The 16,317-nt window shown below is 72.4% G+C and carries 14 protein-coding genes; 8 read left to right on the plus strand and 6 right to left on the minus strand.

The annotated features are described in order from the left end of the window. The first annotated feature begins 67 nt into the window (after nucleotides 1-67). Together ACZ60B_RS01490 and ACZ60B_RS01495 are read left to right on the plus strand one after the other, a co-directional pair. Nucleotides 68-1,705 (plus strand): succinic semialdehyde dehydrogenase, encoded by a 1,638-nt coding sequence (locus ACZ60B_RS01490; RefSeq protein ID WP_469383263.1) that lies wholly within the window; start codon nucleotides 68-70, stop codon nucleotides 1,703-1,705. Between the two features lie 66 nt (nucleotides 1,706-1,771). After that, entirely contained in the window at nucleotides 1,772-3,622 is a 1,851-nt protein-coding gene (locus ACZ60B_RS01495) for a GMC oxidoreductase (protein WP_469383265.1), read from the plus strand. Nucleotides 3,623-3,743: 121 nt separating this feature from the next. On the opposite strand, the gene ACZ60B_RS01500 is transcribed toward ACZ60B_RS01495, so the two are convergent. After that, on the minus strand, nucleotides 3,744-4,835 hold the full coding sequence (locus ACZ60B_RS01500) for an LPXTG cell wall anchor domain-containing protein (RefSeq protein ID WP_469383267.1): 1,092 nt from the start codon (nucleotides 4,833-4,835) through the stop codon (nucleotides 3,744-3,746). A gap of 765 nt (nucleotides 4,836-5,600) precedes the next feature. Next, nucleotides 5,601-5,900, minus strand: coding sequence for a chorismate mutase (locus tag ACZ60B_RS01505; protein WP_450662632.1), 300 nt, complete (start codon nucleotides 5,898-5,900; stop codon nucleotides 5,601-5,603). 337 nt (nucleotides 5,901-6,237) lie between these two features. Here ACZ60B_RS01505 and guaA point away from each other — a divergent pair, with 337 nt between their 5' ends. After that, nucleotides 6,238-7,818 carry a glutamine-hydrolyzing GMP synthase gene (gene guaA / locus ACZ60B_RS01510; protein WP_469383269.1) on the plus strand — a complete coding sequence of 527 codons (1,581 nt, stop codon included), beginning with the start codon at nucleotides 6,238-6,240 and terminating at the stop codon, nucleotides 7,816-7,818. Nucleotides 7,819-7,836: 18 nt separating this feature from the next. Here guaA and ACZ60B_RS01515 read toward each other — a convergent pair whose 3' ends face one another. Further along, complete coding sequence (locus ACZ60B_RS01515) at nucleotides 7,837-8,304, minus strand: pyridoxamine 5'-phosphate oxidase family protein (protein WP_469383271.1); 468 nt, start codon at nucleotides 8,302-8,304, stop codon at nucleotides 7,837-7,839. A 172-nt stretch (nucleotides 8,305-8,476) separates the two neighbouring features. On the opposite strand from ACZ60B_RS01515, the gene ACZ60B_RS01520 reads away from it, so the two are divergent. From ACZ60B_RS01520 to ACZ60B_RS01530, 3 genes are all read left to right on the plus strand, one after another. Beyond that, nucleotides 8,477-9,268, plus strand: a complete 792-nt coding sequence (locus ACZ60B_RS01520) for a class II aldolase/adducin family protein (protein WP_469383273.1) — start codon at nucleotides 8,477-8,479, stop codon at nucleotides 9,266-9,268. 213 nt (nucleotides 9,269-9,481) lie between these two features. Further along, complete coding sequence (locus tag ACZ60B_RS01525; RefSeq protein WP_469383275.1) at nucleotides 9,482-10,759, plus strand: hypothetical protein; 1,278 nt, start codon at nucleotides 9,482-9,484, stop codon at nucleotides 10,757-10,759. Nucleotides 10,760-10,928: 169 nt separating this feature from the next. After that, entirely contained in the window at nucleotides 10,929-11,453 is a 525-nt protein-coding gene (locus ACZ60B_RS01530) for a DoxX family membrane protein (RefSeq protein WP_469383277.1), read from the plus strand. A gap of 64 nt (nucleotides 11,454-11,517) precedes the next feature. Here ACZ60B_RS01530 and ACZ60B_RS01535 read toward each other — a convergent pair whose 3' ends face one another. Both ACZ60B_RS01535 and ACZ60B_RS01540 read right to left on the minus strand, forming a co-directional pair. Beyond that, a complete protein-coding gene (locus tag ACZ60B_RS01535) occupies nucleotides 11,518-11,760 on the minus strand; it encodes a hypothetical protein (RefSeq protein WP_469383279.1) in 243 nt (80 codons plus the stop codon). Then, a complete protein-coding gene (locus tag ACZ60B_RS01540) occupies nucleotides 11,747-13,297 on the minus strand; it encodes a PspC domain-containing protein (RefSeq protein WP_469383280.1) in 1,551 nt (516 codons plus the stop codon). The genes ACZ60B_RS01535 and ACZ60B_RS01540 overlap by 14 nt, the downstream gene beginning before the upstream one ends. A 168-nt stretch (nucleotides 13,298-13,465) precedes the next feature. On the opposite strand from ACZ60B_RS01540, the gene ACZ60B_RS01545 reads away from it, so the two are divergent. Both ACZ60B_RS01545 and ACZ60B_RS01550 read left to right on the plus strand, forming a co-directional pair. After that, nucleotides 13,466-14,758, plus strand: a complete 1,293-nt coding sequence (locus ACZ60B_RS01545; protein WP_469383282.1) for an ATP-binding protein — start codon at nucleotides 13,466-13,468, stop codon at nucleotides 14,756-14,758. Then, a complete protein-coding gene (locus ACZ60B_RS01550) occupies nucleotides 14,755-15,468 on the plus strand; it encodes a LuxR C-terminal-related transcriptional regulator (RefSeq protein WP_469383283.1) in 714 nt (237 codons plus the stop codon). Before ACZ60B_RS01545 ends, ACZ60B_RS01550 begins: the two co-directional genes overlap by 4 nt. A 19-nt stretch (nucleotides 15,469-15,487) precedes the next feature. Here ACZ60B_RS01550 and ACZ60B_RS01555 read toward each other — a convergent pair whose 3' ends face one another. Continuing rightward, entirely contained in the window at nucleotides 15,488-16,108 is a 621-nt protein-coding gene (locus tag ACZ60B_RS01555; RefSeq protein WP_469383284.1) for a hypothetical protein, read from the minus strand. Nucleotides 16,109-16,317 lie beyond the last annotated feature (209 nt).

A 16,317-nucleotide genomic window follows, 5' to 3' on the forward strand; every position in this document is an offset into this window, starting at 1 on the left:
GCGTACTCGGTGAATCCCGATTACCGACGGGTACCCAAAGCCTCCGCACCGGCATACGCTGCGGCTCATGACGGACTCGCAGGCCCCGGAGAAGACCGGTACGGGCACCCCCGGACAGACCGGCACCAACCCCCTCGCCCCCGCGCCCGCGGGCGCCCGCACCGCCGCCGACGTGGTCACCCCCGAGCTGGTCGCCCAGCTCACCAAGGGCGTGGCCGGCTCGGGCCGGACCGCCAACCACACGCCGTTCACCGGCGAGAAGCTGGCCGATCTGCCCGAGTCCACGCCCGAGGACGTCCGCCGGGCCTTCGAGGCGGCGCGCGCCGCCCAGGCCGTCTGGGAGCGGACCCCCGTACGGCAGCGGGCCGCCGTCCTGCTCCGTTTCCACGACCTCGTCCTCGCCCGCCAGGCCGAGGTGCTGGACCTGATCCAGCTGGAGACCGGCAAGGCCCGGCTGCACGCCCACGAGGAGGTGCAGGCCGTCGCCGTCGCCGCCCGCCACTACGGCCGCAAGGCGCCCGCCTATCTGCGGCCCAAGCGGCACGCGGGCGCCATGCCCACCCTCACCAGGGTCACCGAGCTGCGCCACCCGCGCGGTGTCGTCGGCCAGATCGCGCCCTGGAACTACCCGCTCGAACTGTCCGTCGGCGACGCCCTGCCGGCCTTCGTCGCGGGCAACGCGGTCGTGATGAAGCCGGACACCGAGACCTGCCTGACCGCGCTGTGGGCCCGTGACCTGCTCATCGAGGCCGGGCTGCCCGCCGACGTCTTCCAGGTCGTCCTCGGCGACGGACCGGTGGTCGGCCCCGAGGTCGTCAGGCACGCCGACTACGTCTCCTTCACCGGCTCCACCCGCACCGGCCGCGAGGTGGCCCAGGGCGCCGCCGCCCGGCTGGTGGGCGTCTCCCTCGAACTCGGCGGCAAGAACGCCATGCTGGTGCTGGCGGACGCCGACATCGAGAAGGCGGCCGCAGGCGCCGTCCGCGCCTGCTTCTCCTCCGCCGGCCAGCTCTGCATCTCCATCGAGCGGCTGTACGTCCACGAGTCGATCGCGGACGCCTTCCTGGAGCGCTTCGCCGCCCGCACCCGGGCCATGCGCCTGGGCACCTCCCTCGCCTACGGCGCCGACATGGGCTCCCTGGTCGGCGAACGCCAGCTGGAGACCGTGAAGCGGCATGTGGAGGAGGCCGTCGCCAAGGGCGCCAGGGTCGTCGCGGGCGGGGTCGCCCGCCCGGACATCGGCCCCTACTTCTTCGAGCCGACCATCCTGGACGGCGTCGAGGCCCCGATGTCCGTGTGCGCCGAGGAGACCTTCGGCCCGGTCGTGTCGATCTACCGCTTCGCCTCCGACGACGAGGCGGTCGAGCACGCCAACTCCACGGCGTACGGTCTGAACTCGTCGGTCTGGACGAAGGACGGCCGGCGGGGCCGGGCGGTCGCCGCCCGTCTGCGCACCGGCACGGTCAACGTCAACGAGGGGTACGCCCCCGCCTACGGCAGCGTCCAGTCGCCCATGGGCGGCATGAAGGACTCCGGCCTCGGCCGCCGCCACGGCTCCGAGGGCATCCTCAAGTACACCGAGGCCCAGACGGTCGCCCAGCAGCGACTGCTGCCGATGGCGCCCGCGCTGGGGATGAGCGACGAGAAGTACGCGGAGTTCATGAGCCGGAGCCTGAAGGTCATGAAGGCGTTCCGCTTCCGCTGACCCCGCCGCCCGCCGCCCGCCGCCCGCCGGCCGCCGTCCGCCGGCCGTTCTCAACGAGGAGAGCACGTGTCACAGGAGAGCTCTGTCCCCACCCAGGACGACGACGGCTCCGGCCACGACTACGACGTCATCGTCGTCGGCTCCGGCTTCGGCGGCTCCGTCACCGCCCTGCGCCTGACCGAGAAGGGCTACCGGGTCGGTGTCCTGGAGGCCGGCCGCCGCTTCACCCGCGAGTCCCTGCCCAGGAACTCCTGGGACCTGAAGAACTACCTGTGGGCCCCCAGGCTCGGCATGTACGGCATCCAGCGCATCCACCTGCTCGGCAATGTGACGGTGCTGGCGGGCGCGGGGGTCGGCGGCGGCTCCCTCAACTACGCCAACACCCTCTACGTCCCGCCGAAGCCCTTCTTCGACGATCCCCAGTGGCGGGACATCACCGACTGGCAGGAGGAGCTGGCGCCGTACTACGACCAGGCCCGGCGGATGCTCGGGGTGCGGCTCAACCCGACCATGACCCCGTCCGACGTCCACCTCAAGGCGGCGGCGCAGCGGATGGGCGTGGGCGACACCTTCCACATGGCACCGGTCGGGGTGTTCTTCGGGGACGGCCAGGACGCCGACGGCGCGGCCAGGGCGAAGCCGGGCGAGCAGGCGGCGGACCCCTACTTCGGCGGGACGGGCCCGGCGCGGCGCGCCTGCACCGAGTGCGGCGAGTGCATGACGGGCTGCCGGCACGGCGCGAAGAACACCCTCAACGAGAACTACCTGTACCTCGCCGAGCGGGCGGGCGCGGTCGTGCACCCGATGACCACCGTCATGTCGGTGACGGACGACTCGCGGGGCGGCTACGCGGTCGCCACGCTCCCCACGGACCGGAAGAAGAAGGGCGAGGGCCGCGTCTTCACGGCCCGCCGGGTCGTCCTCGCCGCCGGTACCTACGGCACCCAGACGCTGCTGCACCGCATGAAGGCGGGCCGGCAGCTGCCGTACCTCTCGGACCGGCTCGGCGATCTGACCCGTACCAACTCCGAGGCGCTGGTGGGCGCCCAGACCGACAACCGGCGCTACCGCCGGGCGACCGGCGAGCCGAAGGTCGACTTCACGCGCGGGGTCGCCATCACCTCCTCGGTCCACCCCGACGAGAACACCCACATCGAGCCGGTCCGCTACGGCAAGGGCTCCAACTCGATGGGCAGCCTGTCGATCCTCCAGGTCCCCTACGCGGAGGGCTCCTCCCGGCTGGCGGCCTGGCTGGCGAACGCCGCCCGGCACCCCGTGCTGGTGCTGCGCTCCCTGTCCAACCGGCACTGGTCGGAGCGGACCATCATCGGCCTGGTGATGCAGTCCCTGGACAACTCCCTGACGACGTATCTGAAGCCGAGCGGCGTCGGCAAGGGGCTGCTCACCGCGCGTCAGGGTCATGGAGCCCCCAACCCCAAGCAGATCAGGGCCGCCTCCGAGGCCGCCTCGGCCGTCGCCGCCGAGATCAACGGCTTCGCGGGCTCGAACGTGGGCGAGCTGACGGGCACCCCGATGACCGCCCACTTCCTCGGCGGCTGCCCGATCGGCGCCACCTCCGAGACCGGCGTCATCGACCCGTACCACCGCCTCCACGGCCACCCCGGGATCTCGGTCGTCGACGGTGCCGCGGTCTCGGCGAACCTGGGGGTGAACCCGTCCCTGACGATCACCGCGCAGGCCGAGCGGGCGATGTCGTACTGGCCCAACAAGGGCGACGCGGATCCGCGCCCCGCGCAGGGGGCGGCGTACGAACGGCTGCGTCCGGTCGAGCCGAAGTCGCCGGTGGTCCCGGCGGAGGCGTTCGGCGCGCTGCGGCTGCCGTTCCTCGGGATGCCCGCGATGCCCCCGAAGCCGGTGGAGCGGCCGAAGGCGGAGGAACAGCCGGCGACGGAGTGACGACCGGAAGCGGAAAGGGACCCGAGCCCCCCTCCGAGCCCAGGTCCCTCTCCGTTGCCGGCATCCCGCGGTCACGCCTCGGGCGTCACCCGGTCCTGCCGTACGTCTTGTGCGGCGTGCCTCACGCCTGCGCGTCGGCCTTGCGGCGGCGCACCATGAACAGCGCACCCGCGCCGGCCACGACGGCGACACCGCCGACCAGGCCGATCGCCGGCAGGGCGGAGCTGGAGCCGGTCGAGGCGAGCGTGCCGGTGGCCGGGATCTCGGCGGCGCCGCCCTGCGGCTGCTTGCCGCCGGCCGGCGGCTTGGTGTCCTTGCCCGGCTTGGCCTCGCCCGGGTCCTCGTTGCTGCTGCCGGGCTTGAGCACGGTGAACTCGTAGACCGAGAACGCGTTGTGCACGCAGTTCTTCTCGGAGTCGAGGTAGCCGCCCATGCCCACGGTGTAGCCGTCGCCGGCCGGCGCCTTGGCGGTGATGTTCACGCGCAGCTTGATGTCGACGGTCTGCTTGGGACCGAGCTCCGTCTCGCCGAAGTACAGGCCGTCGCCGATCTCGTCGGAGATCGACTCCCAGACCTTCGTCTGCGGGTTGTAGTACTCGACCTTGGCGTAGTCGCTCAGCCAGTCGCTCTCGTCGTCGCTCATCGCGTCGTTGTCGATGAACGCGAGCCACGTCACCGTGCCGAGGGACTTGTCGCTGTGGTTGGCGGCGACGAGCTCGAACTTGTGCCAGCCGCTGCCCGCGACGATCTTGCCGGGCAGGCCGGACACGTCCAGGGTGAGCTGGGAGTCGGCGTCGACGCCGTCCTCGTCGACCGGGCAGGCGTCGGGCTCGTCGGTGGGCTCGGACGACTCGGTCGAGCCGCCGCTCGGGGTGGAGCCGCCCTTGGTGTCGGTGGTGTTGCCGGAGTCGGGCGTCTTGTCGGTGCCGGCTCCCGGCTCGGTTCCGGTCCCCGCTTCGCCCTCGGTACCGGACCCGGAGCCCGTGCCCGCGCCGGTCTCCGTGCCGGAGCCGCTCGTCTCCGTGGCCGTCGACGTGGCCGTGGAGGTGTCGGCACCGGCCTCGGGCAGCTGGTCGTCCGCGGGGGTGCTGGCGGAGGTCGGGGGTGTTGCGGGGGTGTTGTCGTCGGCGAACGCTACGGGAGCCGAGAGCAGCGCGAGCGGCGCTATGACCGCGGTCGCTGCCGCGGTGGCCAGGGCTCGGCGAATCTTCATGAAGACCTCGGTAAGTCCGGTGAGCTGCGACATCGTGGCCGCGGGGCACGGTGGTGGGAAGCCTGTGCTCAGGGGGGCGCGGGTGGCCCGTGAGTCGCATGGTTTGATCACCGGCACCGGTGAATGGTTGTACGTCGGTCACAGACTTTTTACAGCTGCGATGTGATCGTTCTGTTTCGGCCGCCGACCGTTCGGCATCCGGGGCATGGCGAAGGGCCCCGCGGGACGAAGCCGCGGGGCCCTTCTTCCGTCAGCACCGACGTCAGGGCAGCGCCGGTGCCTGGGAGCGGCGCCGGGGGGTTGCGCCGCTTGTCGTGCACTGCCTCTGGATCGCCCCGGGTCGGCGCCCCGGCGCGCGGAGGGCGCGAGGGAGGCGCACGGGTGGTCTCGACCTCTGGCGGTCGGGCAGCGCAATGCCATGCGGTTGTGTACGGCGGGATGTGGGGCCTTCTACGAATCGTGCTGGATGGACGCGGCCTCCGCAACCGTTTGACCCAGCATTGTGCATTTTTGCAGTTTCCCGCCGGTCGGCCCCGAGCGTCCCCGGAGCCGACCGTTCTCTTGGGTGACCGGACCGCTGTCCCCTGCCGTCCGGTCACTTCCCCGGAGCGAGGTCCCACGACGCACGGCACGATCCGTACGCCTCATCGCTCCAGCGAGCCACGCGTGGTGTTTCGGGCCCGCCCCTGGCTGACACGGACAACCTGATCAACGAACCGGCGCTCGTGGCGGTCACGCGCCGTACGGGTGAGAGCGGGCCCGAACTCAGATGCGACCCCGGCACAGCTCCAGGAGCAGCATCGCGACGGAGGTGCCGGGCTTGCCCAGCGCCTCCCGGTAGTGGCTCAGCACCTCCATCTCGCGGGCGAGGTTCACGCGGCGGCCGCCGGACGCGATCCGGGCCTCCTGGATGACGGACGAGACGGCCATCCGTTCCTGGACGAGACCGATGATCCGGTCGTCGAGGGCGTCGATGCGCTCACGGGCACCGGTGATCACGTCGGCTGCCTCGTCGGTGCGGGCGCCGGTCCTGTCGAGTACGTCGGCCATGGTGGGGCTCCTCATCGGGTCGCTTGCGGTGAGGTGCCCCGGAGCGGCAGGACCCGGGAAACGGCAGGCGCCCCGGGCCTTGTCGGCCCGGGGCGCCTGGGAAGTCGCTTGTCAGTTGCTCAAGCAGCACGACCATGGCAGCCGGTGGGCCGGTTGCCATAGGTAAACAGGAAGGTCGTCTGCGTGAGCATGCGGCCAGTATGCACGTGGCGACGGCGCGCGTCCACGTCGGGTCGGTCACGTCCCGGACGGGCGTCCACGTCGGCCCCGTCACCGGCACGGGCGGCCCTTCGCGCCCACCCCGGTAGAATCGTTAGCACAGACCCCTTGCCCAGCCGCCGGAAGGCAACCCGTGTCATCAGCGAGTCCCGCCGCCGCCGCTCCCGACACCGTTCTGGTCGTCGACTTCGGCGCGCAGTACGCCCAGCTCATCGCCCGTCGAGTCCGCGAGGCGCGGGTCTACAGCGAGATCGTGCCGAGCACCATGCCGGTCGCGGAGATGCTCGCGAAGAACCCGGCGGCGATCATCCTCTCCGGTGGTCCCTCGTCCGTGTACGAGGAGGGCGCCCCCCGCCTCGACCGCGAGCTGTTCGAGGCCGGCGTCCCGGTCTTCGGCATGTGCTACGGCTTCCAGCTGATGGCCCAGGTCCTCGGCGGCACCGTCGACAACACCGGCGCCCGCGAGTACGGCCGCACCGACCTGCACGTCTCCAGGTCGGGCTCCACCCTCTTCGAGGGCACCCCGGACGAGCAGCACGTGTGGATGTCGCACGGCGACGCCTGCTCCGCCGCCCCCGAGGGCTTCGCCGTCACGGCCTCCACCGACGTCGTACCGGTCGCCGCCTTCGAGAACGACGAGAAGAAGCTCTACGGCGTCCAGTACCACCCCGAGGTCATGCACTCCACGCACGGCCAGCTGGTGCTGGAGCACTTCCTCTACCGCGGCGCGGGCCTCACCCCCTCCTGGACCACGGGCAACGTGATCGAGGAGCAGGTCGCCCTCATTCGCGAGCAGGTCGGCGACAGGCGCGCCATCTGCGGCCTGTCCGGCGGCGTGGACTCCGCGGTCGCCGCGGCGCTCGTCGCGCGCGCCATCGGTGACCAGCTGACCTGCGTCTACGTCGACCACGGCCTGATGCGCAAGGGTGAGACCGAGCAGGTCGAGAAGGACTTCGTCGCCGCGACCGGCGTCAAGCTGGTCGTCGTCGACGCGGAGGAGCGCTTCCTCACCGCGCTCAAGGGGGTCAGCGACCCCGAGGAGAAGCGGAAGATCATCGGCCGCGAGTTCATCCGCGTGTTCGAGCAGGCCCAGGCGGAGATCATCGCGGACGAGGGTCCCGAGGTGGCCTTCCTGGTCCAGGGCACGCTCTACCCGGACGTCGTCGAGTCCGGCGGCGGCACCGGCACGGCCAACATCAAGTCCCACCACAACGTCGGCGGCCTCCCCGAGGACCTGGAGTTCCAGCTCGTCGAGCCGCTGCGCAAGCTCTTCAAGGACGAGGTGCGGATGGTCGGCCAGGAGCTCGGGCTCCCGGAGGAGATCGTCCAGCGCCAGCCGTTCCCCGGCCCCGGCCTCGGTATCCGGATCGTCGGCGAGGTCACCAAGGACCGGCTCGACCTGCTCCGCGACGCCGACGCCATCGCCCGCGAGGAGCTGACGGCGGCCGGCCTCGACCGCGAGATCTGGCAGTGCCCGGTGGTCCTGCTCGCGGACGTCCGCAGCGTCGGCGTCCAGGGCGACGGCCGCACCTACGGCCACCCGATCGTGCTGCGCCCGGTCTCCTCCGAGGACGCCATGACCGCCGACTGGTCCCGACTGCCGTACGAGGTCCTCGCCAAGATCTCCACGCGGATCACCAACGAGGTCCGCGACGTCAACCGCGTCGTCGTCGACGTGACCTCGAAGCCCCCGGGCACCATCGAGTGGGAGTAGCCCTCCTGCAGGTGAAGGTCAGGTCCGCCTGAGCGTCCGCACCGGCGCTCCGGGCCGCCAGACCTGGACGACCAGATAGGTGTCGTCCTCGACGAAGGTCCGCACGACCTCCGTCAACTCGGTGCGGAAGAGGTGGAACGGCTGCGGCGGTTCCACCTCTTTCACGTACGCGCCCTTCGTCACCGGGTCGTCCACCTCGACCGCCCGTCCGCCGATCCGCACGTCCCCGCCACCCATCCCGGTGCCGTCCCCGGGGTTCGCCTGGAGGGTGAAGCGCGGGTCGCGGCGCAGGTCGAGCGCCTTGAGCGAGTCCGGCATCATGCCGAACCACAGCTCGCCGGCCAGGAAGCGCACCTCCAGGCCACTGGTGCGCGGGGAGCCGTCCCGGCGCAGGGTCGCCAGGACGTGATGAGTGAAGGCGCCGAACCGTTCTTCGACGGTTCCGGCGAGTTCGGGTTCGGCCGCGGAGAAGTCTGCCCAGGTCATACGGACCAGTCTTGGGCCTATACCGGACATCTGCTGTCAGGTATAGGTGGCGCGTGAATTTCCGTGGCCCGTGAATTTCTGTGGCGCGCGTCATCTTTGCATAACATCCCTGTTCTCCTGCGCTGACCGACGGTAACTTCCGCCCGGTAAGAAACTCAGTGCTGGAGGACCTATGCACGGGACCCCGCCCCCGCCCCTGCCCACCGACCAGTTGCGGTTCGCCATGCCGCCGATGCACGACGCGCCCGAGGACGAGCGCAGGCATCGCAAGGAGCGGCTGGCCGGCGCGCTGCGGGTGTTCGGGCGGCTCGGCTTCGAGGACGGCGTCTCGGGGCACATCACCGCGCGCGACCCCGAGTTCAGCGACTGCTTCTGGGTCAACCCGTTCGGAATGCCGTTCAAGCACGTCACCGTCAGCGATCTGGTGCTGGTCAACCAGGACGGGCAGGTGATCGAGGGCCGCTACCACGTGAACCAGGCGGCGTTCACCGTGCACTCCCAGGTCCACGCGGCCCGCCCCGACGTCGTCGCCGTCGCCCACTGCCACTCGGTGCACGGCCGCGCCCTGTCGGCGCTCGGCGACCTCCTGGACCCGATCACCCAGGAGAGCTGTGCCTTCTACGAGGACCACGCCCTTTACGACGCCTACACCGGTGTCGCCGTCGACGCCGAGGAGGGCCGGCGTGTCGCGGAGGCGCTCGGCTCGCGCAAGGCGCTCGTCCTGCGCAACCACGGCCTGCTCACCGTCGGCGACTCGGTGGACGCGGCGGCCTGGTGGTTCCTGTCGCTGGAGCGGTCCTGCCAGGTGCAGCTGATGGCGAAGGCGGCGGGCCGTCCGGTGCTCATCGACCACAAGCTGGCGGCGGCCACCCGGGAACAGCTCGGCGGCGACCTGGTGGCATGGATCAACTACCAGCCGACGTGGCAGGACATCAGCCGGAGCGAACCCGACCTGCTGAGCTGAGCGCCCGCCGGGATCCGAGCGGGTCGCCGGGGCTGTCGTCCCGTGTCCCGCCCCGACCGGACCTGCCGAATGCGCGCCATGTGTCGTAGGGCACAATTCGCTGTTGTCGCACCGGAGTTGTCCGGGAGGGGGCGACGGCGGTGTCCGGGCTCCGGGCAGAGCCGCCGGTCCGGTTGGTCATGGTCGTGGTTGCGGGAGAGCGGGGCGTCGGGCGTGGCGGCACAGGAGGCTGGACAGAGCGCGGAGACGGGCGCGCACGCGGGCGGCTGCACCTGCGGTGACTGCCCGCACGGGGCCCGCGAGGGACATCGGCGCGCGGTCGCCGCGTTCCTGCTGAAACGGGACGGGTTCGCCGCCGGACAGGGGCTGCCGGCGGCGGTGGCGCACTCGGTCCCGGCCTCCCGCCAGTGGGTCTCGGAGGAGCTGACGCAGTCCGCCGAGGCCGTCGCCGAACGCGGCCGGGCCGAGGGCGGGGCCTGGCTGGCCCGGCTGTGGGGGCGCACCGCCGGCACCGCGTGGACGGTGGTCGTGGCCCTGCTGCTGGCCCAGGCGCTGACGGCGATCGGCGCGGGCTGGACGGCCGCCCGCACGGCGGGACTGCTGGCGGCGCTGGTGGTGGCCGGCGCCCTGACCGCCGCGTCGTGGTTGCACCGGACGCGCGGTGGCGCGCTGGCCCCGGTCATCGGCGAGGACAACCGTCTGTCGACCTCGCGTGCGGTCGCGGCCGCCTGGGTGCTGTTCGTGGCCTACGCCGTGCTCGTCCTGGTGGGCCGGCTGGCCGCCGCCTCCGACCACGCCGAGCGGGACGCGCTGATCTCCGGCTTCGAACTGGCCCGCGGGGCGGGCGTGGTCACCGTGCTCGCGGTGGTGTGCGGGATCGCCGTCCTGGTGCGGCGGGTGGTCGGGCTGCGGGTGCTGGGGCAGAAGCTCCAGAAGGTACGCGCCCACCGCCCCCGCGCGGCCGACCTGCTCACCGACGACGACGGACGCGGCACGTTCGCCGACATCCAGTACGTCGTGATCAGCACGGTCGCCCTGCTGTTCGGCGCGGTCCGGCTGGCCCGCCGTCCGGACCAGCTGCCCGACCTGCCCTGGGGGCTGGCCGTGGTGGTCCTGGTGTCGGCGGCCACCTACCTGGCGGGCAAGTACGCAGAGGGCGGCCGCCCGGTGATCCTCTCCGTCGTACGGGCCCGGGAGGCCGGAGACCTGGACGCCCCCATCCGCACGGGCGACGACATCGAGATCCGCGGGGCCGGCTTCGTACCGCCCGGCGCGCAGGGCGCGGACCGGCTGTCCCGGATGGTCGTGCGCATCGGCCCGGTGCACGTCCACGTGCCCCTGGTCCCGGTCACCGGCGGCTTCAGCAACCCCACGGACGCCCTGCTGACGGTGCCGGTCCCGGCGGACGTGGAACCGGGACGGGTGGAGGTGCAGGTCGTCACCGCGGCCGGGGTGGAGACCAACCGCTACGAGATCGACGTGACGGACTGACGCGGCAGCCGGCCGTCGGTCCTCGGGGTGGACGGGGACCACGCCGGCCACGGTGCGCTGCCGGGGGCGGAAATCGGAAAACGGCGGTGCCGGGGGTGAGCCGCGGGCCCCTTTCGTACGTATGGTCTGTCCAGGGACCACGTCCTGCGGCGAGAGGCGACTACGAGCGATGACTCATGGCATTCGTACGGATACGCACTCCTCCTATCTCAACGGCGGCGGCTCGTTGCGGGACACCGCGAGCCGCTACGCCCTGCTTCCCCTCCGGATCTTCCTCGGCGTCACCTTCGTCTACGCCGGACTGGACAAACTCACCGACAGCGCCTTCATGAAAGCCTCCGGCGCGGGGTCGATCGGCGAGACGATGCGTGCCGTCCGCGACTCCTCGGCCATCCCGGCCCTCGTTGACCTGGCCCTGAAGAGCCCGGTCGGCTTCGGCTACGCCATCGCCTTCGGTGAACTCGCCGTCGGTCTCGGCACCCTGCTCGGTCTGCTGTCACGCCTCGCCGCACTCGGCGGCGCGCTGATCTCCCTCAGTCTCTGGCTGACCGTGAGCTGGTCCACCGACCCCTACTACTTCGGCAACGATCTTCCCTATCTGATGGCCTGGCTGCCCCTGGTCCTCGCGGGCGCCCCGGTGTTCTCCCTGGACGCCCTGCTGAGCGCACGGCGACGACGCGGCAGTTACGCGTAGCCGGTGGCGGGGCGCCGGTCGCTTTCCCCGGTCACCGGCGCCTCACCCCGAGCAGAGTCCGAGGTCAGACCGGCGTCCTCTGCCGCGCCCCCGCTTCGGGTCCGCGGTTCCGGCGCCGGCGCAGACGTATCCCCTTGGCCAGGATCCCGGCGGCACCCGCCAGGCAGAGGCCGCCCACCACCAGCGGGATCACCGCGAACCACGGGGTCCGCCAGAGCCCGCCCGCGTCACCGGCGAACACCACGCCCGCGAGGCCCAGGAAGAACCCGGCGACCAGCCTCCCCGGCTGGAACTCATGACGCGGCACGAGCCACCTCCACCTGTCCCGCGCCGACCTGGAGATCCAGATCGAGCGTGCCGGCCCGCGTGCCGCCCGAGACGGGCGGCAGGGTCACCTGCGTGTGCTTGCCCGGTTCCACGTCCACGTCCTTCGCGTTGTCGCCCGGCAACCGGATGTCACCCAGCCCGACGTCGATGCTCAGCCGGACCGTCGCCTCCGGCGGTACGACCACCAGCAGCCGGCCCACCCCCACACTTGCCTCGGTGGACACCGTGGTGCCCTCGGCCGGCTCCAGCCGGGACAGGTCCAGCTTCCCGACACCGTTGCCCAGGTCGTACTTCGGCGCGACGTCCGCCACCGCGGCGGGCCGCCAGGTCGTGTGCGTCCAGTGCGCGTCGACGTCCGCCGGGAGCGCGGCCGCGACCCCGAGCAGCGCGGCCGTGACCACCGCCAGGAACACCGACCCCGCCCCGGTGCGGCCCAGCAGCGAACTGACCGCGATGCCCACGCCGAAGACGACGAGCGCGCAGGCCAGACCCATCTGGAGACTGGTGCCGAACGGATGGTCCTGCCGGGTCAGATGGCTGCCGAGGGCTCCCGCGAGCAGGGCGAGCAGGAAGATCCGGCCGCCGATCCGGCGCGGCCCGGAACGACGGGTCCGGCAGGTGCCGCTCCCGTCGTGGCCGCGCGCGTCGCCGACCGGGCCGGTGCCGACGGCCGCGTCGACGTCACGGCGGCGCGAGTCCGCGGGCCCCCACAGATAGCCCGTGCCGCCGACATGCGTCCCGTCCTTGACGATCGGGTCGCGCCACCAGGACGGGTAGGCCGCGGGCACCGGTGGCGCCTGGGCCTCCGGCGGAGCGTCGGCCACGGCCTGCGCGGCCAGCGGATCGGGGTCGGGGGCGCCGCGCCGCTGCGACCAGTACCCCGCGCCCGCGAGGAGGAAGGAGAGGACGACGGCGAAGGCGAGCACGCTGCCGTTGTTCAGCATCGACAGGAAGACCCCGCAGCCGACCAGCGCGAACAGCACGGCGGTCAGCGCCTGGCCGTCGACCCGGCCGGTCAGGAGCTTGCGGACCTCGTTCTCGTCCTCGTCCTCGTACGGGACGAACAGCCAGGCGAAGCCGTAGAAGATCAGGCCGACGCCGCCGGTCGCGGCGAGCACCGCGAGCGTGATCCGGAAGATCACCGGATCCATGTCGAAGTGCCGCCCGAGCCCGGAGCACACCCCGGCGAGCGTCTTGTACCGCCGGTCCCGCCGGAATCCGTGAGGCGTGACGGGCGACCGGCCGTCGTCGTCCCGACCGGCCTCACCGTCGGCACGGCCGGTCGCGCTCCCGGCCCGGCCGGCTCCCGCCGCCCCGTCGGTACCGTCGGCCGACGTCCGGTCCCCGGTCCTTCCCGTCGCGCCGGCCATCACCGCCTCCTCCGCCACGTTCGTCCCCTCGCCTGCTCCCGCCCGCTCCGCCGCGCGCGCTTCCTCACCGGCGGCCGGGTCGGCGTGCGCGCCGGACGAGGCGTCCTCGTCCGGCACGGCGTCCGCGGCACGCGGGTGATCGGTCATGGGTCCATGGTGACGGGCGGGCCACCGTGACGGCAGCCGGGACGACCCTGGCCGGACCCTGATATTTCGGCCCCCGGGAGGGCGCCCGTCGGACCCGGCGGAGATCAGGGGAGTCTCGGGGCTCCACCCTGATGTCCCGGACCTGCCGTCCGTGTGACCATCGGTGGCATGCCGGACGTCGTCACAGAGCCCCTCGCCGAACCACGGCCCCCGCGCAAGCTCTACCGCAGCAGCGACGGACGCTGGCTCGGCGGTGTGGCGCGGGGGCTCGCCGGACATCTCGGGCTGCCCGTGATCTGGGTGCGGCTCGTCTTCGTCGGCCTGTTCATGGCGGACGGCCTCGGCGCCCTGCTGTACGCCGCGTTCTGGTTCTTCGTCCCGCTCGGCGTCGGCGGCGTGGGCGACCAGAAACCCCCGTCCCTGGTCAGCACCGAGACCTCGCCCGACGGTCGGCGCAGACTCGTGGCGCGCAAGCCGGACAAGGGACAGATCGTCGCCCTGCTGCTCATGGTCTCCGTGGCCATGATCTTCGTCAGCAGTGTGAACCTGGGCAGCGGCGCCAAGGCGTACCTCGTGCCGGCCGTCCTGGTCGGCGCGGGCGTCGCCCTCGTCTGGCGCCAGGCGGACAACGCCCGGCGGGCCCGCTGGGTGGAGGTCGGGCGGCGTCGGCGCACGCTGTCCCTGCTGCGCGCCGTGGGCGGTGTCCTGCTGGTCACCGCGGGTGTCTCCGGCATCTTCGTGCTCCAGGGCTCCGCCGCCCACCTCGGCTCGGTGCTCCAGGCGGCCCTCGCGGTCCTCGTCGGCATCACCCTGCTCGCCGGGCCCTACCTGGTCCGGATGACCCAGGACCTCTCCGAGGAGCGGCTGATGCGCATCCGCGCCCAGGAGCGCGCGGAGGTCGCCGCCCACGTGCACGACTCGGTGCTGCACACCCTGACCCTGATCCAGCGCAACGCGGAGAACGCGAGCGAGGTGCGCAGGCTCGCCCGCGCCCAGGAGCGCGACCTGCGCACCTGGCTGTACAAGCCGGAGGGCACCGGCAAGGACGAGGCCGACGAGCCGACCACCCTCGCCGACGCGGTGCGGCGCAACGCCGCCGAGGTCGAGGACAAGCACGGCGTCCCCATCGAGGTCGTGGTCGTCGGCGACTGCCCGCTCGACGAACGGACCGGCGCACAGATGCAGGCCGCGCGGGAAGCAATGGTGAACGCCGCCAAGTACGGTGGCGACGGCGGCGCCGTGCAGGTCTACGCGGAGGTCGAGGGGAGGTCGGTCTTCGTGTCCGTCCGGGACCGAGGTCCCGGTTTCGACCTCGACTCGATACCCGCCGACCGCATGGGCGTCAGAGAATCGATCATCGGCCGCATGGAGCGGTACGGCGGCACGGCCCGGTTGCGGGCGGTGCCGGACGGCGGCACGGAGGTCGAACTGGAGATGGAGAGGGCGGAGAAGACGTCATGAGCGAGCCGACCGAGACGAACGGCACGGCGGGGACGGGCGGTGGGGCCGGGCGTCATGTGCGCGTGGTCCTCGTCGACGACCACCGGATGTTCCGTACCGGGGTGCAGGCCGAGATCGGACGGACCGACGAGACCGGTGTCGAGGTCGTCGGTGAGGCCGCGGACGTCGACCAGGCGGTCACGGTCATCACCGCCACCCGGCCCGAGGTGGTCCTGCTCGACGTCCATCTCCCGGGCGGTGGCGGGGTCGAGGTGCTGCGCCGCTGCGCCCCGCTGATGGCCGACGCCGAACGGCCGGTGCGCTTCCTCGCGCTGTCCGTCTCCGACGCGGCGGAGGACGTGATCGGGGTCATCCGCGGCGGCGCGCGGGGCTATGTGACGAAGACGATCACCGGCACCGATCTGGTCGACTCCGTCTTCCGCGTCCAGGACGGCGACGCGGTCTTCTCCCCGCGGCTGGCCGGGTTCGTCCTCGACGCCTTCGCCTCCACCGACGCCCCGCCGGTCGACGAGGACCTCGACCGTCTCACCCAGCGCGAGCGGGAGGTGCTGCGCCTGATCGCCCGCGGGTACGCCTACAAGGAGATCGCCAAGCAGCTCTTCATCTCGGTCAAGACCGTCGAGTCCCATGTCTCGGCGGTACTGCGCAAACTCCAGCTCTCCAACCGGCACGAGCTGACCCGGTGGGCGACGGCGCGACGGCTGGTGTGAGCGGCGGCCTCCAAGCTCTTCAGCGGTGCCCCGGGGTCGGCGCGGGACCCAGTGCCCGTAGCGCCCACCGGTAGTGCCGTACCGCCTTCACCACGCCGATCAGGCCCGTCAGCCACAGGATCGTGCCGACGCCCATGCGCAGGGCGACATCGCCGTAGGTCGAGCGGCCGGGCTCCGCGCCCGCCGCGGCCGCGAGGGACGCCCACAGCCCCGTGGCGCCGATCGCCGAGGACGACAGCAGCCAGAACAGGCTGAGACCGGGAGAGCGCAGCCGGGCGTCCGTCTGCGGGTGGCTGTCCAGGGCCAGCCAGGCGTCGAGGAGCCCGCTCAGCTGGCGGTCCCGGTGGATGGCGCGGAAGACGGCGACGAGCGGCGGGGTGAGGGCGGCCAGGCCGAGGAGCACGAAGAGGGGAGCGAGGAGGAGGCCCGTCGGGTGCGCCTCCTCGCGCTGCTGGAGCGGCAGGACCAGCAGCGACCAGCCGATGACGGCCGCGAGCGCCAGCAGCCACAGCAGCAGCACCCGGTGCACCCCGAGACTGTGCCCCCGCAGTTCCTCCAGCGCCCGCGACCGGTCGGCCAGCAGCGCCCCGCGGTCCGGCCAGGTCCGGTCGTGGGGCGGCGGTGGGGGAGGCGGCAGCATGGACCCGGGCATCGGGACCCTCTCGGACGGCGCGACGGCGGACGGCGTACGGGCGGCACACTGCCGCTCCGCGCGCCGACGCTACCGTGCCGTGGCGCACTTGATCGTCACGGCGTCGCCGCGTCCGCCCTCTTCCGGCCGTACCCGCGCGGCTGCCGACCGTCGTCGGGCTCGCCGGGCACCTCGTCGCCCGTCCTCGTGGCCCGTCC

Source organism: Streptomyces sp. NPDC104096 (assembly GCF_055584385.1).

What these genes read in the sequence shown, in the direction of transcription:
- ACZ60B_RS01555 (WP_469383284.1), bottom strand. Translation starts at nt 16,108, where the DNA reads ATGCTGCCGCCTCCCCCACCGCCGCCCCACGACCGGACCTGGCCGGAC.
- ACZ60B_RS01540 (WP_469383280.1), bottom strand. Translation starts at nt 13,297, where the DNA reads ATGACCGATCACCCGCGTGCCGCGGACGCCGTGCCGGACGAGGACGCC.
- ACZ60B_RS01505 (WP_450662632.1), bottom strand. Translation starts at nt 5,900, where the DNA reads ATGAGGAGCCCCACCATGGCCGACGTACTCGACAGGACCGGCGCCCGC.
- ACZ60B_RS01530 (WP_469383277.1), top strand. Translation starts at nt 10,929, where the DNA reads ATGACTCATGGCATTCGTACGGATACGCACTCCTCCTATCTCAACGGC.
- ACZ60B_RS01500 (WP_469383267.1), bottom strand. Translation starts at nt 4,835, where the DNA reads ATGAAGATTCGCCGAGCCCTGGCCACCGCGGCAGCGACCGCGGTCATA.
- ACZ60B_RS01520 (WP_469383273.1), top strand. Translation starts at nt 8,477, where the DNA reads ATGCACGGGACCCCGCCCCCGCCCCTGCCCACCGACCAGTTGCGGTTC.
- ACZ60B_RS01490 (WP_469383263.1), top strand. Translation starts at nt 68, where the DNA reads ATGACGGACTCGCAGGCCCCGGAGAAGACCGGTACGGGCACCCCCGGA.
- ACZ60B_RS01550 (WP_469383283.1), top strand. Translation starts at nt 14,755, where the DNA reads ATGAGCGAGCCGACCGAGACGAACGGCACGGCGGGGACGGGCGGTGGG.
- ACZ60B_RS01545 (WP_469383282.1), top strand. Translation starts at nt 13,466, where the DNA reads ATGCCGGACGTCGTCACAGAGCCCCTCGCCGAACCACGGCCCCCGCGC.
- ACZ60B_RS01515 (WP_469383271.1), bottom strand. Translation starts at nt 8,304, where the DNA reads ATGACCTGGGCAGACTTCTCCGCGGCCGAACCCGAACTCGCCGGAACC.